At 34.1% G+C, this 21,295-nt stretch carries 22 protein-coding genes; 19 read left to right on the top strand and 3 right to left on the bottom strand.

Annotated features, from left to right (window positions below):
• Positions 1 to 148: 148 nt before the first annotated feature.
• From GQN54_RS12295 to GQN54_RS12230, 14 genes are all read left to right on the top strand, one after another.
• Positions 149 to 676: a hypothetical protein gene (locus GQN54_RS12295; RefSeq protein ID WP_160633854.1), complete on the top strand. Its 528-nt coding sequence runs from the start codon at positions 149 to 151 to the stop codon at positions 674 to 676.
• The gene (locus GQN54_RS12290) at positions 677 to 1,303 is read left to right on the top strand and encodes a hypothetical protein (RefSeq protein WP_160633853.1); all 627 of its coding nucleotides are present in this window, start codon (positions 677 to 679) and stop codon (positions 1,301 to 1,303) included. It begins immediately after the preceding gene.
• Between the two features lie 226 nt (positions 1,304 to 1,529).
• Positions 1,530 to 4,055, top strand: coding sequence for a DEAD/DEAH box helicase family protein (locus GQN54_RS12285; RefSeq protein WP_160633852.1), 2,526 nt, complete (start codon positions 1,530 to 1,532; stop codon positions 4,053 to 4,055).
• 159 nt (positions 4,056 to 4,214) lie between these two features.
• Positions 4,215 to 4,439 (top strand): integrase core domain-containing protein, encoded by a 225-nt coding sequence (locus GQN54_RS15625; RefSeq protein ID WP_160634123.1) that lies wholly within the window; start codon positions 4,215 to 4,217, stop codon positions 4,437 to 4,439.
• A gap of 42 nt (positions 4,440 to 4,481) precedes the next feature.
• Positions 4,482 to 5,378, top strand: a complete 897-nt coding sequence (locus tag GQN54_RS12275; RefSeq protein ID WP_160633851.1) for a transglutaminase domain-containing protein — start codon at positions 4,482 to 4,484, stop codon at positions 5,376 to 5,378.
• A 278-nt stretch (positions 5,379 to 5,656) separates the two neighbouring features.
• Positions 5,657 to 6,217 (top strand): Crp/Fnr family transcriptional regulator, encoded by a 561-nt coding sequence (locus GQN54_RS12270; RefSeq protein ID WP_160633850.1) that lies wholly within the window; start codon positions 5,657 to 5,659, stop codon positions 6,215 to 6,217.
• A 65-nt stretch (positions 6,218 to 6,282) separates the two neighbouring features.
• Positions 6,283 to 7,194: an alpha/beta fold hydrolase gene (locus tag GQN54_RS12265; RefSeq protein ID WP_160633849.1), complete on the top strand. Its 912-nt coding sequence runs from the start codon at positions 6,283 to 6,285 to the stop codon at positions 7,192 to 7,194.
• 302 nt (positions 7,195 to 7,496) lie between these two features.
• Positions 7,497 to 8,015, top strand: coding sequence for a helix-turn-helix domain-containing protein (locus GQN54_RS12260; RefSeq protein ID WP_207554907.1), 519 nt, complete (start codon positions 7,497 to 7,499; stop codon positions 8,013 to 8,015).
• A gap of 82 nt (positions 8,016 to 8,097) precedes the next feature.
• Positions 8,098 to 8,808 (top strand): heavy-metal-associated domain-containing protein, encoded by a 711-nt coding sequence (locus GQN54_RS12255; protein WP_160633847.1) that lies wholly within the window; start codon positions 8,098 to 8,100, stop codon positions 8,806 to 8,808.
• 21 nt (positions 8,809 to 8,829) lie between these two features.
• On the top strand, positions 8,830 to 9,408 hold the full coding sequence (locus GQN54_RS12250) for a hypothetical protein (protein ID WP_160633846.1): 579 nt from the start codon (positions 8,830 to 8,832) through the stop codon (positions 9,406 to 9,408).
• Positions 9,405 to 10,433, top strand: a complete 1,029-nt coding sequence (locus GQN54_RS12245; protein WP_160633845.1) for an alpha/beta fold hydrolase — start codon at positions 9,405 to 9,407, stop codon at positions 10,431 to 10,433. The genes GQN54_RS12250 and GQN54_RS12245 overlap by 4 nt, the downstream gene beginning before the upstream one ends.
• A gap of 44 nt (positions 10,434 to 10,477) precedes the next feature.
• On the top strand, positions 10,478 to 11,398 hold the full coding sequence (locus GQN54_RS12240) for a leucine-rich repeat domain-containing protein (protein WP_207554898.1): 921 nt from the start codon (positions 10,478 to 10,480) through the stop codon (positions 11,396 to 11,398).
• Positions 11,399 to 11,632: 234 nt separating this feature from the next.
• Positions 11,633 to 12,556: an NAD(P)-dependent alcohol dehydrogenase gene (locus tag GQN54_RS12235; protein WP_160633844.1), complete on the top strand. Its 924-nt coding sequence runs from the start codon at positions 11,633 to 11,635 to the stop codon at positions 12,554 to 12,556.
• Between the two features lie 19 nt (positions 12,557 to 12,575).
• Complete coding sequence (locus GQN54_RS12230) at positions 12,576 to 13,643, top strand: serine hydrolase domain-containing protein (protein WP_160633843.1); 1,068 nt, start codon at positions 12,576 to 12,578, stop codon at positions 13,641 to 13,643.
• 473 nt (positions 13,644 to 14,116) lie between these two features.
• On the opposite strand, the gene GQN54_RS12225 is transcribed toward GQN54_RS12230, so the two are convergent.
• From GQN54_RS12225 to GQN54_RS12215, 3 genes are read right to left on the bottom strand one after another with little or no spacing between them, the layout of a single operon-like run.
• Positions 14,117 to 14,731 carry a class I SAM-dependent methyltransferase gene (locus tag GQN54_RS12225; RefSeq protein WP_160633842.1) on the bottom strand — a complete coding sequence of 205 codons (615 nt, stop codon included), beginning with the start codon at positions 14,729 to 14,731 and terminating at the stop codon, positions 14,117 to 14,119.
• Position 14,732: 1 nt separating this feature from the next.
• Positions 14,733 to 14,978: a hypothetical protein gene (locus tag GQN54_RS12220; protein WP_160633841.1), complete on the bottom strand. Its 246-nt coding sequence runs from the start codon at positions 14,976 to 14,978 to the stop codon at positions 14,733 to 14,735.
• A gap of 1 nt (position 14,979) precedes the next feature.
• Complete coding sequence (locus GQN54_RS12215) at positions 14,980 to 15,885, bottom strand: NAD(P)/FAD-dependent oxidoreductase (RefSeq protein WP_160634121.1); 906 nt, start codon at positions 15,883 to 15,885, stop codon at positions 14,980 to 14,982.
• A 188-nt stretch (positions 15,886 to 16,073) separates the two neighbouring features.
• Here GQN54_RS12215 and GQN54_RS12210 point away from each other — a divergent pair, with 188 nt between their 5' ends.
• From GQN54_RS12210 to GQN54_RS12190, 5 genes are all read left to right on the top strand, one after another.
• Positions 16,074 to 16,451 carry a Fur family transcriptional regulator gene (locus tag GQN54_RS12210; protein WP_160633840.1) on the top strand — a complete coding sequence of 126 codons (378 nt, stop codon included), beginning with the start codon at positions 16,074 to 16,076 and terminating at the stop codon, positions 16,449 to 16,451.
• A 146-nt stretch (positions 16,452 to 16,597) separates the two neighbouring features.
• Positions 16,598 to 18,061 (top strand): vanadium-dependent haloperoxidase, encoded by a 1,464-nt coding sequence (locus GQN54_RS12205; RefSeq protein ID WP_160633839.1) that lies wholly within the window; start codon positions 16,598 to 16,600, stop codon positions 18,059 to 18,061.
• Positions 18,062 to 18,626: 565 nt separating this feature from the next.
• The gene (locus tag GQN54_RS12200) at positions 18,627 to 18,860 is read left to right on the top strand and encodes a helix-turn-helix domain-containing protein (protein WP_160633838.1); all 234 of its coding nucleotides are present in this window, start codon (positions 18,627 to 18,629) and stop codon (positions 18,858 to 18,860) included.
• A complete protein-coding gene (locus GQN54_RS12195; protein WP_160633837.1) occupies positions 18,847 to 19,749 on the top strand; it encodes a hypothetical protein in 903 nt (300 codons plus the stop codon). Before GQN54_RS12200 ends, GQN54_RS12195 begins: the two co-directional genes overlap by 14 nt.
• Positions 19,750 to 19,807: 58 nt before the next feature.
• Complete coding sequence (locus GQN54_RS12190) at positions 19,808 to 21,265, top strand: DNA cytosine methyltransferase (protein ID WP_160633836.1); 1,458 nt, start codon at positions 19,808 to 19,810, stop codon at positions 21,263 to 21,265.
• The last annotated feature ends 30 nt before the right edge of the window (positions 21,266 to 21,295 follow it).

Here is a 21,295-nt window from a genome sequence, read left to right as displayed (position 1 = left end):
TCCGTTTTTAAACGACTAATAAACGTTTTTGTATTTGATTTTAAAGTAATTATCAGTTTTCTTGAAATAAATATTTAACATTTTAAAATATAGATATGACGCACAGAGTGCGTCATATTTACTTGTTGTGTGTAATTCAAAATTATTAATGAAAACGATTTACAAACTATTAGTTCTATTAATTATAGACTTTGGACTAATTTGGTTGTTCGTTTATCAAATTGATCCTGATCCTAGCGTCTCTATTTCAATTATTATTTATGTCCCATTAGTTGTAATAGTTAATTTGTTAATCGCAGGTTTTTTGTTCTTTAATAAAAACAAAGAATATTCTATTCTATTTTTAATAAATGCAGTATTATCTTCACTTGTTATGATTTACCTTTATGATAAAGGCATTGACAGACACCAAAATAAACGATTAGAAAGTTGGGAGTTTAGTAAATCAGATACAACATTTTCAATTATTAGATGGAAAAACATAGCCGAATTTAGCATGACTTATAGTTTAAGGCCAGGCTCCTCTTCAGGTCTTTTACATGGTAAATGTATTAATTTAAAAGATGAGTGGATATTAACGGACGATTCATTAAAAATGAAAATAACTAAAGACGGTAATCTAGTTGGCTTTACTTCAATAAGTGACACAATTAAATTGACCAAAATAGAAAGATAAATGGATGAAAATACAGTTATAGGAATATTGACAGGCTCATTAATAACCTTGTTCATAAAAGAGATTTTCAATCAAATAAATAAGTGGTCAGATTATAAAAGAGATATAACAAAATTAAAATTTACGAGAAAACTTGAAGTAGCAGAAAAAGCTGTTAGCTTCTACTCCACATATCTAAAAAATATAGTGGAAATGAAAAAATCATATGAGATAATTCTAAATGGAATTAATGAGGGTAAAGACTTAGACATTAATATAATTCAGAATATATTAAATGTTAATTCAAAAAACCTTGACATATTATTAAAAGAAAGTCACTTAGAAGCTAACACCGCTAATCTTTACTTTGAATTAGACGATTCCAAAGAATGGAATGAACAAGACATTTCTGACTTTATTGAAAATATAGCTGAAACAAAATTCAAAGACAATGAAATAGAATTATTGTCAAAAACTTATAATGACTATTTAAACGAAAATAATCAACAGATGGCTGATTTTTATTGGGCTGAGATTGAAAAATTGTTACCAAGCTATGCAATAAGTCTTCAGAAAGTTGTTAATTCATTTGATAAAAATCGAAGTGCCGTTGTATACATGATAAAGTCTGTAAAAGAGCAAATCTAAAGAAATAACTACACACAACATTAAATATAGTGCATAGTGAGTCAGTAGGTTAAGAAAGTTTATTTACTCTTTGATACTCCGTAAAATTCGCAAGCGAATTCTGTAGAAAAAGAAAATGTACAAAATCGCATTGCGATTTTTACTAATTAGTTTTTAGCAAATTGTATCTTTACTTAACTCACTACGCAACATATTTGGGCGTTGGGCACAATTAAAATAAAACATAATGGTAGACTTCAAGAAAAGACTTAGTAAGACTGAAATTGTAAAGAAAACTAACCCAGTTGAACTTTATGATTCTTTGGATAGAAGAAGTATTGCCGGACCTCTTCGTCCAGCTCAAGAAAAGATACTGACTGAGTGGTATGAAAGCAGAAAAGATGATAAAGACCTCATTGTAAAATTGCACACAGGAGAAGGAAAGACTTTAATTGGTCTTTTGATTCTTCAATCCAAAATTAACGCTCAGAAAGGCCCATGTTTATTCGTTTGTCCAAATAAGTATTTAGTTCAACAGGTAAGAAGAGATGCCAAGAAATTTGGAATAAGCTATTGCTCAATAGAGCCAGACAATACTCTACCCAATGATTTCATAGATGGAAAAAAAATTCTAATCACGCATGTTCAAAAGGTTTTTAATGGAAAAACCATTTTTGGTTTAGGAAATGATTACACACATGTCGAGAATGTAATTCTTGATGACTCACACGCCTGCATTGATTCAATCAAGGATACATTTACCATCAACCTTGACAAAGAACACCAAGTCTACAAAGAAATTTTTGAGCTCTTTAAAGATGCTTTACCTGAACAAGGAGAAGGAACATTTTTGGAAATTGAAAATGGTGATTATAATTCCTTTTTGCCAATTCCTTATTGGAATTGGATTGATAAGTCGGAAGAAGTATTACAAATCATTTCTCAATGCAGAGATGAAAGCCAAATAATGTTTGCATGGCCGTTTGTAAAAGATAATATCAAGAATTGTCAAGCTTTTATTTCAGGTAGGAATATTGAGATTACTCCTATTCACATTCCTATTGAGAAATTCGCAACCTTCCATAGAGCTAGTCAAAGAATTTTAATGTCTGCAACAACACAAGATGATTCATTTTTCATTAAAGGATTAGGGTTTGATGTTGAAGCTGTAAAGAATCCATTGGACAATCCAACTCAGGTTTGGTCAGGTGAAAAAATGCTGCTTATCCCCTCATTAATTGACGATAGTCTAGATAGAGTAAGTATGGTTAATTCGCTCGCCAAACCTTCAGACAAAAATTATGGCGTTGTTTCATTGGTTTCTTCATTCGGCAAAGCTGAAATTTATAATTCACTTGGAGCTTTAATTCCAACCTCTGATCAGGTCGGTGCATTTGTCGATCACTTAAAAAAAGGGAATTTCAAACAAACAGTTGTATTTGCGAATAGATATGATGGCATTGATTTACCTGATGAAACTTGCCGAATTTTAGTAGTCGATGGGAGACCTTTCTTCTATTCTCTGTCTGACAGGTATGAAGAATCAAATCGAATGGGTAGTGACTCAATAAACATAAAGATTGCTCAAAAAGTAGAGCAAGGTTTAGGAAGAAGTGTTCGGGGAGAGAAAGACTACTGTATAATTTTTGTCATTGGTGCTGACTTGGTGAAATTCATAAAAAGCTCAAGAACCAACAAATACTTTTCGTCTCAAACACAAAAGCAGATTGAAATTGGTTTGAATATAGCAGAAATGGCTGTCGATGAGCTATCTGATAAAAATCAACCAATGGACGCTCTGAAATCATTGATGAAGCAATCGCTTCAAAGAGATGAAGGTTGGAAGGAATTTTATAAAGAAGAGATGGATAAAATTACTTCAACAGCAGGAACGAGTGTTATTTATGACACATTGCTCTTAGAAAGAAAAGCTGCAGAACAAAATTATGCAGGCGACTACGAAAAGGCTAGTTCAATTGTTCAACAAATTGTCGACAATCATTGCAGTGATGAAAGTGAAAAAGGTTGGTATTTACAGTTAATGGCTAGATATAAGTATTTACAGAGCAAAGTTGATTCAAATAATTTACAAAAGGCCGCATTTTTAAAGAATCATGAATTATTAAAACCAAGTGAAGGTATTACCTACAAGAAACTTGATTTTATTAACGAAAATAGAATTCAACGAATTATAGCTCACATCAAAAGTTTCAAAAACTTTGAAGAGTTAATGCTAACTGTTGAAGGTATTCTAGCGGATTTAGAGTTTGGTACTTCAGCCGAAAAATTTGAAGGTGCTTTACAAGAGTTGGGTATAATGCTTGGATTTCTTAGCGAAAGACCAGATAAAGAGTTTAAAAAAGGTCCTGATAATCTTTGGTGCGGTGTGAGTAATCAATACTTCATTTTCGAATGCAAAAGTGAAGTAAATGTTGAGCGTCAAGAGATTAATAAGCATGAGGCAGGACAGATGAATACTCATTGTGCTTGGTTTGAAAGTCAGTACGGAGATTCTGAAGTAAAAAGAGTGCTAGTTATTCCAACAAAAAACTTGTCCTATCACGCGGATTTCACTCATAAAGTTGAAATTATGAAAAGGGGGAAATTGAAATCTCTGAGAAGTAATGTGAAGGCATTTTTTAAGGAGTTCAATAAATATGAAATTGACTCGCTTTCAGATGAAAAAGTTCAAGAGTTTTTAAATGCACACAAACTAGATGTTGACTCTTTAAAAAAAGAGTATAGCGAGAAATATTATAAAAAAACGAGTTAAAAACTGTGCCCAACAATGGTAACCGTTGCACAACCCCATGATTTGGTCAAAAATAAGCCTATTTAAGCCGTTTTAAGGAAGGCTTTAATTTATTTGAACTCGATTTGGAGTATAATTTTCTATGCTAAGGAATGAGTTGAGTAACTCAAAAGTCACCGCATTCATATCAGTATAACGGAGGAGTGTCATTGTTCAAAAAATGCAGTCGCAGAAAGAGTTAACGGTATTTTAATAGAGGAATTTCACCTTGTTGAATGCTTTACCAATCTTGAACATGCTAAAAGAGCAGTGAAAAATGCTATCAAAATTTATAATAACAAACGAATGCACTTATCTTTAAACTTTAAAACACCTGATATGGTGGATAAATTAAACTTAAATTAATCCTAAAATCCGTAGCCGTATTTTAGGAGGAGACATTGAAAAATGAAAGTCATATCCTTTTCAATACTTTTTTTACTAATTAGTCAAGTATGCTTCTGTGATACCCTTAATTTAAGGGAATTTGATTACTCAAAGGCTGATAGTTTAGCTCTATCATTGACAAAACACTTTAAGTCAGTTGATAAATTAGCTCAAGAACTTACAAGGGATTTAGAAACTGAACATGAAAAGTATAGAGCAATTTTTAGATGGGTAACAAATAACATTTCTTACAATATAGCTAATAAAAATACTGACCCAAAATATACCCTTAAAAAGCAATCTGCTTTATGTGCAGGTTACTCTAACCTTATTTTAGAACTATGTTCAAGTTCAAATATCAAATGTAAATCGATTAATGGTTATGCCAAATCTTTTGCTAAGCATATTGGGAAGTTCAATAAAATTAATCACTCTTGGAATGTTGTTAACCTTAATGGCACCTGGTATATATCAGACGCAACTTGGGCTGCAGGACACGTTAACGGACGACGATTCACAAAAGAATATGATAACTTCTATTTTCTTTCTGATCCCGAACAGATTAAGTACAATCATTTTCCAGAAGACAATGAATGGTTTCTAACAGAAAATAGTTTTAAGTTAAAAATGTTTGAAAAACTTCCAATTATTAAACCTCCATATTTCGACTTAGGAATTACACCGGAAAAAGAACTCGATGGCATAATAAAAAACAAGTTAAAATTTAGATTTCAATCAAATCAAGAGATATATAGAGCCTCTCTAAAATTCGATAGAGAAAAAGAATTTAGACCAATATTTATTGAAAAAGATGAAGATGGATTCTATATGATTGACATGGAATTTGATGATTATATAAAGGGGCCTTGTTGGCTCTTTTTTAATGGTGATGCAGTTATGGTATTTGTAAAAAAATAAAAGCTTGCTACAACAACAGCAATCGTTAAACCAAGCCCAAAATTCAATTAAAAACAAACTTATTGAATACGTTTTCAATGAAAGTCTTAAGTTCAAATTTGGTCTGTTTTGTGGATGAATTTTAACTTTACCTATTTTTAAATTTAACTACTTCATTGAGCGGGTTAAGCGCTGATTCGATATCTTTATGAAAATAAAGTTGAATATCAGACACTACCAGTTTAATACATACCCTTCAGGACATTTCTGAAGCCGTACCATAGCTGCAACCAAATAAAATGAAAGCGTTTCTCAATAAAATAGAATACATAGATCAAGAAATTCTTGATAAATACATTTCATACTGGACCGAATACACTGTACCTAAAAAAACCATAATGACAGCTCCTGGTGAAACGGAGCGATACATGTATTATGTAATAGAGGGAATCCAAAAATCCTATTATTTAAATGAAGACAAACAACATGTCATGGCATTTACCTATCCTCCATCATTCAGTGGAATACCAGAATCGTTTTTAACCCAAACACCCTCCAGATATTTCTTAGAGACCATAACTGAAAGTTCATTTTTTCGGATTTCCTTTGAAAAGCACCAAGAACTCATGCAAGAACATCGGGAAATAGAAACATTGTTTAGAAAAGCCACCGAACTGGTATTGATTGGAATGGTGCAACGGCACTATGAGTTAATGGCATTTAATATAAGTCAACGTTTTAAATCCTTTGCTCAAAGAAGTCCACACTTATTCAGTTTAGTCTCCCACAAAGACCTAGCTTCCTATTTGCGAATAGACTCCACGAACTTCAGTAAGTTATTCAACACCATTAAGATATAGAATCTTGGTTTATACCAAAAAAAAGATAGTATAAGAGCCTGACCTTTGTTTCAAAATTAAAAACAATGAAACGAGCACTTTACATTTTATTCTTAATTATTATGAATTCTAAGGCATTTTCCCAATCGTGGATAGACACCACTCTTTATCCATTTGAAAACCGTTTTTTGCAATTAGAAACAGGAAATATGCATTATGTGGATGAAGGAAAGGGTGAAACCATTCTTTTCGTGCACGGCACTCCTACATGGTCCTTCTTATTCAGAGATTTTATAAAAGAACTATCAAAAGAAAATCGATGCATTGCTATAGACCACATCGGTTTTGGATTGTCTGAAAAACCTGATTCGGTTCCAGGAACTCCTGAATGGCATGCTCAAAATCTCAGTGAATTTATAAAAAAAATGAACCTTCAAAACATAACTTTGGTTGTTCATGATTTCGGCGGCCCAATTGGATTAGCAGCAGGTATTGAAAACAACGATCGAATCAATAAAGTTGTATTATTCAATGCTTGGCTTTGGGCTACCAAACAAAACCAAGAAGCGCAAAAGATTGACAAGTTGATAAATAGTCGATTGGGCAAGTTCATGTATTTAAATATGAATTTCTCCCCTAAAGTTCTTTTGAAAAAAGGTTTTGCAAACAAGAAAAACCTATCTAAAAAAGTTCATCAACACTACATTAAACCATTTCCTGATAAAAATTCACGCACTTATTTGCTAAACCTAGCAACGGCGTTAGTAGGATCATCAGATTGGTATCAAAAACAATGGGATCAATTAGGCCTACTTTCAAATAAAGAATGGTTAATTCTTTGGGGAACGAAGGACGCCTTTATTACTTTGGACTATTTAAAACAATGGCAAGAGAAACTGCCAAAAGCTAGATTGAAGGAGATCGATAGCGGTCATTTTGTTCAGGAAGAAGCTACTGTGGAAGCGATACAAGCAATAGATGCATTTATTCATAAATAAAGTGCAACTGATATTAAAGCTCCCTCACCTATCATTTATAGTCTAATTTTGAATAGTAAAATCTTTAAACTCAACTTCAATAATGAAATGAGAAGCTGTTTAAATTTCAGCAGTTTTTAAATTAGAATTGTACTTTTATACCCATGCTCTACCTTAAGTATAACCCAATAAATGCAATCATAGATCAAAGAGATCAACAGAAATTTTATTTAAACTCTTGATGGCTGAAAAATCATGTTGTCATATAAAATTATGCTCCCTTGAAAATTTACATTAAAAATATGGTTTGTCGTCGCTGTAAAATGGTGGTGAAAAATGAATTGGAAAATTTAGGACTTCATCCTGTTTCAGTAGAATTAGGTGAAGTGGTGATTCTAGAATCAGACATAGAACACGTGATTCAAACCTTGCGCATGAACTTGCAAACTTTAGGTTTTAGCATAATTGACGATAAGAAAAGTCAGACTATAGATAAAATCAAGAACCTGATCATTGACTTAGTTCAAAATAAGAACAACCAGATTAAATCCAATTTGTCTGATTATCTTATTGAGCATCTAGCACAAGACTATAGCAGCTTGAGTAAGTTATTTTCAGAGGTTGAGGGAATTACTATTGAAAAGTATTTCATCCATCAGAAAATAGAAAAAGTAAAAGAGCTCTTAATGTATGATGAGATGACCCTAAATGAAATGGCCTTTCTTTTAAACTACAGCAGTGTCGCTCATTTGAGCAATCAGTTTAAGAAAGTAACTGGCTTCTCACCTAGTCATTATAAACAACTAAAAGAAAAAAAACGTAGGCAAATTGAAGACCTATAAATCTTGTAACTTTTTTCTAAAATAGTATAACTCCTTCGCCTCTATTCTTTCTGATGTTTGTACCATCAAAATTTTTAAACTTATGGTACATAAATATCAAATTACAGGAATGACCTGCACGAGTTGCGAAGCAAAAGTAAAATCAGCTTTGCTTATGGTTAACGGCGTTACAGAAGTAGAGGTTTCTAAGGTAGACCATTCAGCGACTATTACTATGGAAAAACACATTGCATTGTCTGATTTACAAAAAGCATTGGACAACAAGTATCAAATTTCAGCTAAAAATCATAGCGAAACAATTGAACAAACCAAATCGTGGATTACTACTTACAAACCCATTCTGCTTATCTTTTTCTACATTTCTTCCATAACTCTTCTGTTACAAGCAATCAATAATCAATTTGATCAGATGCAGTGGATGAGACACTTTATGGCGGGGTTTTTCTTGGTATTTTCATTCTTCAAAATGCTGAATTTAAAAGCATTTGCCGAAAGTTACATCATGTATGATGTGGTAGCGAGAAAGATTCCAGTTTGGGCATACATATATGCCTTTATAGAGTTGGCGTTGGGTATAGCCTACTTGATTGATTACAATCCCTTCGTCACCAATCTAGCAACCTTTCTAGTAATGACTGTTAGCATCATTGGTGTGTTACAAACAGTTTTAAACAAAAAGCAAATTCAATGTGCATGCTTGGGAGCAGTATTCAATCTGCCAATGAGTACAGTTACCATTATAGAGGATGGTTTAATGATTGCCATGAGTTTATCTATGCTGTTCTTTCTTTAATTTTCTTAAATCAAGAATAAAGTGAAATCACTTCAACTTACAATCTTAGCCTTTATTTGTTCCCTTCACGTTTTCGCTCAAGAGCGAAACAGCTTAAAAGCTCCCTTTAAGGAAAAAATTGCCCTCAAAATGGAATATTTTGGAGAGTTATTACTGCATCCCGGCCTAAGTGTAGGTCTGGATTATACCGTTACCAAAAACAATTGGGTCACTATCCATTGGGACTTTGACCTTGGAGGTTATTGGCATCGTTGGAATAATACATCAGCTTTTTTAAAATCCTCTATCGGTTCAAGATTTGCTATAGGGTCAGCTTTTGTAGATATTAACCTAGGTGCTGGGTATATGCATTCATGGGCAGCGGGAGATCTCTATCAAAGAGCTAAAGACGGAGGTGTTGAAAAAGCAGCAAACAAGGGACATTCACATTTTATGTCTACAGCATCCTTGCTATTTGGCTGGGATAGAAGCAGAAGACAGAAGCTACCATGGTCAATATATTTTGGTCCAGAAGTTTATCTTCAATCATCATTCAACCACATTTTTCTACCGCATGTTGCAGCCAAACTGGGCATCACGTATAAACTTAATAAACTATGAAAAACTTGTCATTCATTTTCTTCATTTCATTAATAATCTTCATTTCCTCTTGTGAGAAAGAAAATTACTACCAAGGAGATCATTTTTTTATAAAAAACGCTGGTGCAGAAATGCCTGTTTATATAAAGGGAAACATAAAGTCGGGTATATTCATTCTCTTTCTTCACGGTGGTCCTGGTGGAAATGCTTCTCTTCCTTCTTTTATGCCTGTTTCGCAAGAACTCGAAAATGATTATGCTTTCGCCTATTGGGACCAGAGAGGATCTGGCCTTTCTATGGGAAATCCTGATCAAAGTACGTTTACTTTAGAGCAATTTGTAGATGACCTTGACTTAGTTGTGGAAACAATTAAGCATAAATATCATAATCCTCGAATTGTATTTTATGGAATCAGCTGGGGAGGCGCTCTTGGTAGTGCATATTTAAGTACAAAAAACTATCAAGATAAGATTGATGGATTCATTTGTATGGATAGCGGACATAATCTTGTAGAAGGCCTACCTAAATCGGTTGCTTTTGTAAAGGATTATGCTCAAAAGCAAATTGATAATAATGTTGATGTGGACTACTGGACAAAAGCACGTGATTGGTGTGCAACAGCGCCAGACATGACAAAAAAAGAGAACTACTTCAAGTATGACGGATACCTCATCAACACGAATGCCTATCGAAAAGACCCCGATCAAAAAGTTCAAGGACCTGAAGTTGGCGCTATGGGGACTATGAATTCATATCTCTCTCTATCTATTTTTTTTAATGGTAAATACCTTTCAAAACGATTTAATATCCTCGAACTCAATTTGAGTCGAGATATGGAAGTAATTAAAATCCCTTCTATTGTAATATGGGGAAGGCACGATGGAGTCAATACAATTGAAATGGGCTATGATGCGTACAATAGTATTGGCGGTTCAGACTTTAAAGAGAAAGAATTAGTTATACTAGAAAACAGCGCCCATGAGGGATATATAGAAGAGCAAATGTTGTTCATCCATACCTTTCGAAGGTTTGTGAATAGTCTTTAACCATACGATATACACTTTACTAATCCAGAAATAATAAGTAAAAAATGAAAACGCTAATTAGCAGAAATACAATTACCCCACTTGTAAATGCATTTATATTATCACTCATGATATCATGTTCGAAAGATGAAAATATGTTAATGTCGATGTCTACGAGTTTTTTAACAATTTCTGATACACATTTTGAAACAAAACTAATTGAGCTAGGTATAGATTCAGATGGAATTGTTAACCAACAAATGTTACGGACTGACGCTGAAAAAGTGAGTCGTTTGGACTTAAGTATTCCTAAAAATTCCGACAAAATAACCAATCTAAATGGCATAGAAGGCTTTACAAACTTAACTTTCTTTTCAGTAGTTGGACATGAAATTAAAGATGTTGATTTAAGCTTTAACATTAAATTGGATACCCTAATTTTGAACGGAAACCATCTTACCCAAATTGACCTTAGTAACCACTCAAACTTAATCTTAGTGGAGATTCAATCAAATGAACTTAGTAAAATTAAAGGATTATCACAGTCCAAAAATCTGAAAAGGTTGGACTTATCATTTAATAACTTTGAAGAAATAATTATTGATAATCCGTCTGTTGAAGACTTATTAATAAGTCATAACCAATTAAAATTCATTGATACTAGAAACGCGATAAACCTAAAAAACGTATTCATGATAATTAATGAACTTACAACAGTAAACTTTAGTTCAAACAAGCTTTTAAAAACCTTGATCCTTTCAGATAACAAGCTTCAAAGTATAAATCTTGAAGAAAATACTCATTTAACTCATCTATATGGTTCGAGTAATTTGCTTACAAGTCTAGATTTAAGTAACAATCAACAATTAATTGATTTAAGGGTAGATAGAAATCCTTACTTAAGCTGTATTCAAATCTCAAATGGTCAGTATATTCCAAACGTGTCAATCTCTGATTATCAATCACTAAACACAAATTGTAACTAGTAAAAGATAACTTTGTATTCATTATCTATATTGCTATTGAGAATTCGGCTTTTGACTAAAATAGAAGCATTGGTAGAACGAATTCTACCAATTAAGAAATGTGACCATTGGCAATAAATGGAAGAACAAGAATTAATTGTGACGCATTCAAACAGTTTATAAATAGACATAAATAATCATAACCAGCTGTCGGCAAAAAGCTTTAGGAATGCCGGCATAACTATCAGTAAAATAATGAAAGCAGTTGTCTACGAAAAATATGGCCCTCCAAATGTTTTGAACCTAATTGAGGTTAAAAAGCCAGTACCAGTGGGTAACGAAATATTAGTCAAAGTATCTGCTACAACAGTTACATCTGGCGATACAAGATTACGCAGTTCCAATTTTCCTCCGTTAGCTTGGCTAATTATTCGACTCATGTTCGGTTTGTTTAAACCGAAAAAGAAAATACTGGGACATGAATTTTCAGGAATTGTTGAGGCTATAGGTAAAGATGTTATCAAATATAAAGTTGGAGATGAAGTTATAGGCACCACTACAATGCTCCCAACAGGCTCTTATACAGAGTATATATGCATTCCAGAAAACAGGAAGAAAGGGGTATTAGCTTTTAAGCCGAAAGCGATTAATTTTAATGAGGCCGCTGCTTTACCAGTTGGTGGAATGACAGCCTTATTCCTTCTGCAAAAGGCAAAACTAACTAAAGATCAAAGTGTATTGATTTATGGTGCCTCCGGCAGTGTAGGAAGTTACGCTGTTCAAATAGCTAAGGCTTATGGTGCCACCGTAACGGCAGTCTGTAGTAGTTCCAATTTTGATATGGTAAAATTACTAGGAGCCGATGCTGTAGTGGATTATCAAATTAGGGACTATTACAAAATGGATCAAAGGTTTGATATCGTTTTTGATGCTGTTGGTAAAACCTCAAAATCCAAAGCCTCAAATATCCTCATAAAAGATGGTCGTTTCACATCAGTTAAGTCACTGACCATCCCTAGACATCAGCATATGAACAAAGTATGCGAACTTGTTGAAGAAGGTAAGCTCAAACCATTTATAAACAAAACCTTTCCTCTTTCTGATATTGTAGAAGCTCATAAATATGTTGACAAAGGGCGAAAAAGAGGTAATGTGGTGATAGAAATAATCAAACAATAACTTTAGGATTCATTAAATCATGTCAAAAAATAATTTTATACTATTCATTCGAATTTCATTCTTGATCTCAACCGTCATTTCTCTATATTTTATCCCATGGCCCATCTTATTTAATTGGATCAAACCAATACCCCGCACGATTCAAGAACAAGTTGACTTAATAAATGACTATGGATTTGATGGTATTATAGTATATGCAGAAAGAAAAGGAAAATCCCCTGAGTTTTATGTTTCTGGTTTTAAAAACAAGGAAAATAAAATCCCGGCCGACCCACATTCATTGTTTAAAATAGCAAGCGTAAGTAAACTGTATCTTGCCTTGGCCATTGCTAAATTAGAAAGAAGTGGGAATCTTTCGCTAGACAAGCCCCTATCCTACTATTTGCCAGAATTAATGGGCAAGATTGAATATGCTGATCAAATAAGTCTGAGAATGATGGTTCAACACCGCAGTGGTATTCCAAACTATACTGATACCGATATGTATTGGGCTGCACCAAAAGAAACGGCAGATGAAAACTTGGCTTTAGTTTTAAATTTACCCGCTAACTTTATACCTGATGAAGATTATGAATATTCAAATACGAACTATCTCTTAATCCATAAAATTATCAGTAGGGTTCTTGGCTATTCAACATTCCAATACATTCAGGAAGAAATCCTAACACCATTAAAGCTATACCATACTTTTGGATCCATACAGGATGTAAATATTGAAGATGTTATGAGCGGATATTATGTGGGCTATGACTCCGATTTAAAAACTGATAAAATTGGATCAATGCTCTCTACAGCCGAAGACCTGGGAAAATTTATTAGGGCATTAAACGATGGCACAGTATTCACAGATAAAAAGGAACAGGATATCTACTCATCCATATACAAATATGAACATACAGGACTGATTCCCGGCTATCAAACCATAGCAAAATATCACAAAGATATTGATGCCGTAGTTATTCAATTTACCAATACAGTAAACTTTGATGGATACAACTGGGACTTATCCGAGATTATGTATAATAAAATAGTACGCATCATGAAAAAAGAATCAATTGATAATGAAGCAAAAACCGAATATAAGTAGTACTGAAACTTTAGTTATAATGGCTTGAATAACTCTTGGTTCATTAGATACGATGAATAAGAATAAATGAACAATCTACACCTCTCCTGAATACACAGTGTTTTCACAAACAAATAAATGACTATTAAAGCCTTACAATTGATCTTAGCGCAAGACCTAGATCTAACAGTTTTAAGTATACTCTTTAATAGCAGAAAGTGATATCAACTAAATAGCAAAAGACAGATTCAAGAATAACACAAGGAAAGGCTGTTCAATGTGGGAGATGATTTGTAATTAAAATGTCATGATTGAAATAAAATAGAAAAGGATTTAATCATAAGCTCTATCCAAATTAGGTATGGTTTCATTTCCAAACTTTTCAAATGTTACTCGGTAAATATTAGCTACTTTCTTCAATAAAAAACCACAACAACCATATACATTTTAAGCGCATAAAAAACAAGAAGTTGGAGAGCTTTCTATTTCCACCTTTACTGGCTCTGGCTATTTTTTTGACATTTTATCCAATACATGGGCTGACTTTCCTCCACTTCTATGACTTCAATAAGCCCATACTTATCAAATTCATTGATTACTGATTCTCCATCGTAGTAAAATAGCTGAGCTCCAGGGTGAATTTCATAGCGGTCCTTACTGACCCAATTACCCTTTCCAAACTGAGGTGCGTTTTTGGTGATGGCAGTGAATATCATAAATCCATTTTCTGTCAATTGGTTGTAACAGTTTTGTATCAGTTTTTCTCTTTCTTCGAAGTCCAACAAATGAATGAGTGCATAACAAAAGATGCCGTCATATTTTTTGGCATCAAAAGGCATCTTATTGACCGCGCCATGAAATAGATTCATTTCATTTCCATACTGTTTTCTGGCTAATTCAATGGCAGTTTTTGAAATTTCAATACCACTAACTTTTATTCCATTCTCTATAAAAGGTTGGGCATTTCGCCCATATCCTATTCCCGGGATCAGGATATCTTTTATGGAATTTTCTACAAAAAAATCTTTTGCCAATTGGGCGGATTTTGCAGGTTCCCTCCCCCACATTTCTTGTTTTTCGTTAAATGCTTTTTCCCAAAACTCTGCCATACTACACACACATTTTATCTACTAAAAAATCGCATTCCATCCCCTTACTTTTAACTTGTTGAATGATCAAATGGACGTCTATAGTTTTTCCTTCAATTCTTAAAATTGAGTGACCACAAGGATAAGGTTGATTGAAATCTTCCAAATCAAAATCGAATTTAAGGTGTGGATGTTCCCTTTCCAAAAACTGTACTATTTCAATGGACAGAATTTCAGATTTTACGTTAGTCATTAACACTTCAATCATTTCAAAAATTTTCTTGTGACAACTCGTGATTGATCATTGCTCCTGTGATGGTGCCACCGCTAACTGCCATTGATACGGAACGCATCATTGTACTGTTGTCGCCACAAGCAAAGATGCCTTCTTCGGTGGTTTTTTGCATAAAATTCACTTCTATGTGGCCGTTTTCCGTGATTTTACAACCCAGCTCTTGAGGTATCTTTGAATTTTGCTCAAATGGAATAGCAGCGTACGCACAGTCAAAATTTTCCGAGCTACCATCTTTAAATACGATTTTTTCCAATTGACCATTTTGATGTTCTATTGCCGAAACCTCTTTTTCAATGATTTGAATACGGTGTTCTTTTAACTTTTGGAGTTCTTTTTCTTCAAAGTTCTTTTTGCCTAATGTGATGATGGTGATCTCTTTGGTTAAATTATGCACTAAAGTAGCCAGATGAATTGCTCTTTCTCCATTGGCAATTATGGCTGTTTTCTGGTTTCTTATTTCGTATCCGTGGCAATAGGGACAATGCACAACTGATATCCCCCAACATTCAGAAAAACCTTTTATATCTGGCATGAGGTCTTTAACTCCTGCTGCAAAAACCAATTTCTTCGCAGTAAAAATGGCTCCTTTAGAAGTGGTGATTTCAAATCCTTTATCACTTTTCTTTCCACTTGTTGCAAGTCCGTCATAGAATGAGATGCTTTCGTATTGAGCGACTTGCTTTTTAGCGATTTGAGCAATCTCCTTTGGTGTACTTCCGTCTTGCGTTAAAAAATTATGTGAATGTGGTGATTGCCGATTACACGGTTTTCCGGCATCAATGATTAAAGTCTTTCGAAGTGAACGACCTAAAGTCATTGCTGTTGAAAGTCCTGCATAGCTTCCCCCTATTATGATTACTTCAAATTCTTTTGCTTCCATAGGATTAGTTTGTTGAGCAAAGAGAGATAAAGATCTAGGCAGTGCTAGCGCTAAACTTGACACTCCTACTAGCTTTATAAGCGCTCTTCTGTTCATGGTTATATTTATTAAATGCGAAACAGTCGCATTAGTGATTTTTGACAAATATACCATCTTTTCGTATTATTGCAACTTATTCGCAATAAAATATGAATAGAAGAAATACACCCACCAAAGAGGCGGTACTCCATTTACTGTTAAATTCAAAAAAGGCGTTGAGTCAGGACGCTATTGAACGACAGTTGGACATTGATATCAATAGAGCTACTATTTATCGAGTATTGAACAGGTTTTGTGAGGATGAGATCGTTCACAAAATAGTTGCAGAAGATGGAAAACAATACTTTGCCATTTGTAAAAAATGTGAGCATCCTAAAGAAGTAATTCAGCATCATTTTCATTTTCGATGTTTGTCCTGTGACACGATTGAGTGCCTGCAAATTCCTGTAGAGTATTCCGTTCCCAATGGCTATGAAGTTCAAAATGCCAATTGTGTCCTGACCGGGGTTTGTAACGACTGTTCGTAGGTTTCTTTACTTTGATGAATAACTATAATCTAGCAGGCAAATATTAATGTCCTAAGGAGTTATAAATTACCCTACTATTTTGACCAAAAAAAAAGTTTTAGCTACATTTCGACGCCAAACCGTTTAGAAAAATAGAATCCTAAACCATGTACAAAATCTACTTCATCCTACTCATCACAATGCTTTCTATTGGTTGTCAGCCAACCAGTAAACCCAACACAGACAAGGTGGTCTCAGAACCTTCAGGAGCAAACAACATTGCATACCAATGGGGTGAAATGGCCTTAACTACTACCGCAAATGACACCGAGCGCTTCAAGCCCAGACCCACTATAACTTCACGTTATTTAGCTTTAATTTTTGTTGCGGTATTTGATGCTTGGTCGAGATACGATGAAAAAGCGATACCAGTTTATCTGCAAAATGTGGACAGGAGACCAAATGAAGAGCAACTACTGACCAACAAAGAAATAGCTATCAGCTATGCCGCATTTAGAGCAATGAATGAGTATTACTACTCCGATAAGGAAGTATTTGAGGATTTTATGAAAAAACTAGGCTTAGACCCACACAACGAGAGCCTAGACCCAAACACACCCGAAGGGATTGGCAATTTAGCCGCTAAAGCTGTCATTGAGGCTCGAAAGGGAGATGGAGCCAATCAATATGGCGAAGAAGAAGGATCCAACGGAGAATCTTATGCTGATTATTCAGGTTATGAACCAATTAATTCTGCTGATACCAATGTCGATCCAAATCGTTGGCAGCCCAAATATTTTGCAGATGGAAAAGGAGGAAAATTCGCACCTGGTTGTTTGACTCCTTTTTGGGACAAAGTAAAACCGATTGCCTTAAAATCAGGAGACCAATTTAGACCTGGTCCTCCCCCAATGATCGGTTCAGAACAGTTGGAGCAAGAGGTTAAAGAAGTCATTGAAATGCAAGCCAATTTAACTGATTATCAAAAAGCGTTGGTTGAATTCATGCGAGACGGACCTCAATCGGTGCAGCAAGCTGGACATTGGTTAAAATTTGCACAAGAAGTGTCAATTAGAGATGATCACACTTTAGACCAAGATGTAAAAATGTACTTCTATAATCAAGTGGTAGCGATGGATGCTTTTATCGCCTCATGGGATTCCAAGATGCATTACGATTATGCTAGACCTTACGCTTTGGTTCATCAATACTACGGAAACCAAAAAATAAAAGCATGGGGAGGAGAAGGAAAAGGAATGATTGAAATGGAGGGAAAATATTGGAGACCTTATTCCCCGGAAACGTTTTTATGTCCCCCATTTCCAAGTTATGTTTCCGGACATAGCACCATTAGTGGTGGATGCGGTGAAGCCTTAAAAATGTGGACCGGCAGTGACGAATTTGGTTCTACTGCCGAATTAGTGGCAGGAGCATTGACAGAACCAGATTATTTGGGAGAAAAGGTAACCTTGGAGTTTCCTACTTTTACAGAAACTGCTGAAATGGCGGGAATTTCCAGAGTGTTGGGTGGTTACCACATTCAAGCTGATAATGTAGCAGGGCTTGAATTGGGTCGTGATATTGCAAAAGAGGTTTGGAAATTTTACGAGAAACACATTGGAACAGAATAATTAGACGCGATTAAAGGTTGTATTTAAAATATGAACTATCGGCTAATTCGTCTAAAAACCAATATTTTAGATATAGAGCAACTATACCTTAAGTTTCGCCATCTCCATTTGAAACCTTGTGAATATTTCTCACCTCCATTCATTATTAATTTAAAATGTAAAAAAATCAACCTAAAGAATTAGTAGGGAACATATTCATACACCAAAGCATTCCCCCCCTTTCCTTCTCCACAAATGATATAACCTTCTAATTTTCACACCAACTCCAACATTTATTCGAAAAATTCATTTATCTTCGGGATTAGAAAAAACTATTGCTAAATGAAAACCACCATTTATCCGTTTTTAAACGACAACAAACGACTAATAAACGTTTTTGTGCTTGATTTTAAAACAATTAGTAGTTTTATTGAAATAAAAAATTAACATTTTAAAATATGAATATGACGCACAGAGTGCGTCATATCCACTTGTTACATGCAAGCTAAAACAACCGAAAATGCTAATTATAGTCTGTGGTAGGATTTGAATACTAAAGTTAGCTTTGTGCAGACTTTAGTTAGCAATGGAATCTAAACACGAAATATTAAATTTATTCGGAGAAAACGTTAGAAAATACAGACGCTTACTCAACATTTCGCAAGAAGAATTGGCTCATAAAGCCGACCTTCACAGAACCTATATTGGAATGATTGAGAGAGCAGAAAAAAACATTACTCTCGTAAATATTGAGAAAATTGCTAATGCTTTAGAAGTCAAAATTGAGGACTTACTAAAATTTAGCAATGGCAAAGAATAAAAAGTACAAATTAGCAGACGAGTTTTTTATTGCAGAAAAAACAAGTGATGTATTCATGGAAGTAGAGTTTGAGTATAAAACTCAAACATGGCAAGGATTACTTCCTAAATTTTTAAAATTTCAAGGTTTAGATTTAACGGAAGAAGATTTCTACAATTCTGTTGAGGAATCATACAATATCTTAAACCCCGATAATAGACAAAAATGGATTAATGAAAGTGATTTACTTTGGTCTGCTTCACAAAAACAAACTCAAACTTACAAGGTTCTACGTGCATTGTATTCAGGAAATTGGGAATGTCGAGTTTGTGGTCCAGTTCCAGCAGAAAATCCACAACCAGCTGCTCGTTTGGGAGCCCTTAAGAAACAAGGCTATATAATTGGCTCTAAAAGGAGACAATGTTCTTCATGTTCAAAAAAAACCATGCATGATATTTTAGTCATGCTTCCTAAAATTCAATCAAAGTTTGAAGATGGAAACGAGTTACGAGCTTCTATGTCCGAAAAGCTTAAAGAACGAATCAAAAAAGTATTAGGTAAAAAAGAAGTTTGTTTTAATGTAAAAAGAACTTCTGTTGAATTGATTATTGACCATAAATTCCCTTCTCAAAGATGGATAACAAAAGAATCTGCGAATCCAGATGATATGCCAGAGACTGAAATTCGTAAGAAATTTCAATTGCTGAGTAACCAAACTAATATGTGGAAATCAAGATACTGTGATACTTGTGTAAAAACAGGAAAGCGAGGAGATTTTATGGGTACAAAATGGTATTACCAAGGAGACGAAAATTGGAATGGAAAAACTGAAAATGACGAAAATGGTTGCGTTGGTTGTCCTTGGTACGATTTGGAACTTTGGAAAGAAAAATTAAACGAGAAACTATAATTTTGCATACTAAAGTTATCATTTTTTTTATAGCTTTGTATCAGATTAAGATATTATTATGGGTAAAGATATAACATTTGGTAGCGTTTGTTCAGGTATTGAAGCCTCTCAATTGGCTTTTTCCCCCTATGGGTTTAAACAATTATGGAGTTCAGAAATTGCAGAGTTTCCTTCAAAGGTTCTTGAACACCATTTTCCTGATATACCAAATGTTGGCGATATGATAAATATTCCAAATTCAATTCTTAATCGTGAATTTGAAGCACCTGACATTTTTTGTGGCGGTACACCTTGCCAAGCTTTTTCATTAGCAGGATGGAAAAATGGACTTGCTGACGAAAGAGGACAATTAACAATGACCTTTATCGAAATTGCAAACGCAATCGATAAAATAAGACTTGAAGACAGAAAAGAGAAAAGTATTGTTTTGTGGGAAAATGTTGAAGGAGTGCTTAACGATAGAACAAATGCATTTGGGAATTTCATTGCAGGTTTGGCAGGTTTTGATGAAGAAATCAAAATTGGTAAATGGACAAAGTCAGGCTATTTGGAAGGAAAAGACAGAAATGTTGCATGGAGAGTAATAGACGCTAAATATTTTGGACTTCCACACCAAAGAAAAAGATTATATGTCCTTGCAGGCGGTAAAGACTTCAAACCTGACCAAGTATTGTTTGAATTCGATAATAAGGACATTGTAAAAGAAATAAAATTAAAGGCTAAAAAATCTGCTTCAAATCTTCCTGACTTATTTTCACCAAATCTTCCTGAAGAAAAAGACGAAAATGTTTTTCATAAAGGAGGTTCAAAATTCCAAGTATTTAGAGAATATACGGATTGTTTATATGCAGCTTATGGAACGAAATGGAACGGAAATGCCGCAGCATATAATGGTTCTTTGTACGTTGCAGAAAATGATAAAATTAGAAGATTCACACCTTTAGAGTGTGAAAGGCTAATGGGTTTTCCTGACAACTATACAAAAGTAAATGGAAATAGCCATACTAATAGATTTCAAGCGGTTGGTAATTCTTGGGCTGTTCCAGTTGTTAAGTGGATTGGCAGTAAAATAAGTGAGTTTATGGATAAAAAAACCAAGAATGAATTTACTGAATGGCAAAAAGCAGTTCAACCAAAGAAAAATAATAACAACGCATTACTATATCTATTAGAAGGAACAAACCAAATTAGCCAAACTGAATTTTTAAACTCTTCAAACATTCCAAATAATCCCATTTATGGTGATTTAAAAGACATTGTTGAACCAAATCATGCTCTTGACAAATTTTATTTGAGTGCCAAAGCTTGTGCAGGTATCTTGAGACGAAAAGAAGAACGCAACATGAAAATGAATTCGGAATTGGAGTATCTAATGACAATAATAAGTAAAGGCGAAAACAAGAGTAATACGAAAGAAAAGAAAGAAAGCCAGCATGTAACATTGTGTATAAGCAATAGCGGGTTTAGTGATAAAAAGGAAAGTATTCTTGTCAATCAAAGTTCAGTGCTTGGCTGAAAGTAAGTGCTTTTTAATCCGCTACTGCTC

The sequence above is a fragment of the Acidiluteibacter ferrifornacis genome (assembly GCF_009909615.1).
Taxonomy (GTDB): Bacteria; Bacteroidota; Bacteroidia; order Flavobacteriales_E; family Vicingaceae; genus Acidiluteibacter; species Acidiluteibacter ferrifornacis.
The sequence above is the reverse complement of the archived record's forward strand: the minus strand, read 5'-3'. Positions and strand labels throughout refer to the sequence as shown.

Bases quoted from the DNA above. Each gene is read 5' to 3' on its own strand.
- GQN54_RS12285 (WP_160633852.1), top strand. From the start codon at position 1,530: ATGGTAGACTTCAAGAAAAGACTTAGTAAGACTGAAATTGTAAAGAAA.
- GQN54_RS12215 (WP_160634121.1), bottom strand. From the start codon at position 15,885: ATGGAAGCAAAAGAATTTGAAGTAATCATAATAGGGGGAAGCTATGCA.
- GQN54_RS12275 (WP_160633851.1), top strand. From the start codon at position 4,482: ATGAAAGTCATATCCTTTTCAATACTTTTTTTACTAATTAGTCAAGTA.
- GQN54_RS12190 (WP_160633836.1), top strand. From the start codon at position 19,808: ATGGGTAAAGATATAACATTTGGTAGCGTTTGTTCAGGTATTGAAGCC.
- GQN54_RS12255 (WP_160633847.1), top strand. From the start codon at position 8,098: ATGGTACATAAATATCAAATTACAGGAATGACCTGCACGAGTTGCGAA.
- GQN54_RS12270 (WP_160633850.1), top strand. From the start codon at position 5,657: ATGAAAGCGTTTCTCAATAAAATAGAATACATAGATCAAGAAATTCTT.
- GQN54_RS12195 (WP_160633837.1), top strand. From the start codon at position 18,847: ATGGCAAAGAATAAAAAGTACAAATTAGCAGACGAGTTTTTTATTGCA.
- GQN54_RS12220 (WP_160633841.1), bottom strand. From the start codon at position 14,978: ATGATTGAAGTGTTAATGACTAACGTAAAATCTGAAATTCTGTCCATT.
- GQN54_RS12230 (WP_160633843.1), top strand. From the start codon at position 12,576: ATGTCAAAAAATAATTTTATACTATTCATTCGAATTTCATTCTTGATC.
- GQN54_RS12225 (WP_160633842.1), bottom strand. From the start codon at position 14,731: ATGGCAGAGTTTTGGGAAAAAGCATTTAACGAAAAACAAGAAATGTGG.
- GQN54_RS12235 (WP_160633844.1), top strand. From the start codon at position 11,633: ATGAAAGCAGTTGTCTACGAAAAATATGGCCCTCCAAATGTTTTGAAC.
- GQN54_RS12295 (WP_160633854.1), top strand. From the start codon at position 149: ATGAAAACGATTTACAAACTATTAGTTCTATTAATTATAGACTTTGGA.
- GQN54_RS12205 (WP_160633839.1), top strand. From the start codon at position 16,598: ATGTACAAAATCTACTTCATCCTACTCATCACAATGCTTTCTATTGGT.
- GQN54_RS12240 (WP_207554898.1), top strand. From the start codon at position 10,478: ATGAAAACGCTAATTAGCAGAAATACAATTACCCCACTTGTAAATGCA.
- GQN54_RS12245 (WP_160633845.1), top strand. From the start codon at position 9,405: ATGAAAAACTTGTCATTCATTTTCTTCATTTCATTAATAATCTTCATT.
- GQN54_RS12200 (WP_160633838.1), top strand. From the start codon at position 18,627: ATGGAATCTAAACACGAAATATTAAATTTATTCGGAGAAAACGTTAGA.
- GQN54_RS12290 (WP_160633853.1), top strand. From the start codon at position 677: ATGGATGAAAATACAGTTATAGGAATATTGACAGGCTCATTAATAACC.
- GQN54_RS12210 (WP_160633840.1), top strand. From the start codon at position 16,074: ATGAATAGAAGAAATACACCCACCAAAGAGGCGGTACTCCATTTACTG.
- GQN54_RS12265 (WP_160633849.1), top strand. From the start codon at position 6,283: ATGAAACGAGCACTTTACATTTTATTCTTAATTATTATGAATTCTAAG.
- GQN54_RS12260 (WP_207554907.1), top strand. From the start codon at position 7,497: ATGGTGGTGAAAAATGAATTGGAAAATTTAGGACTTCATCCTGTTTCA.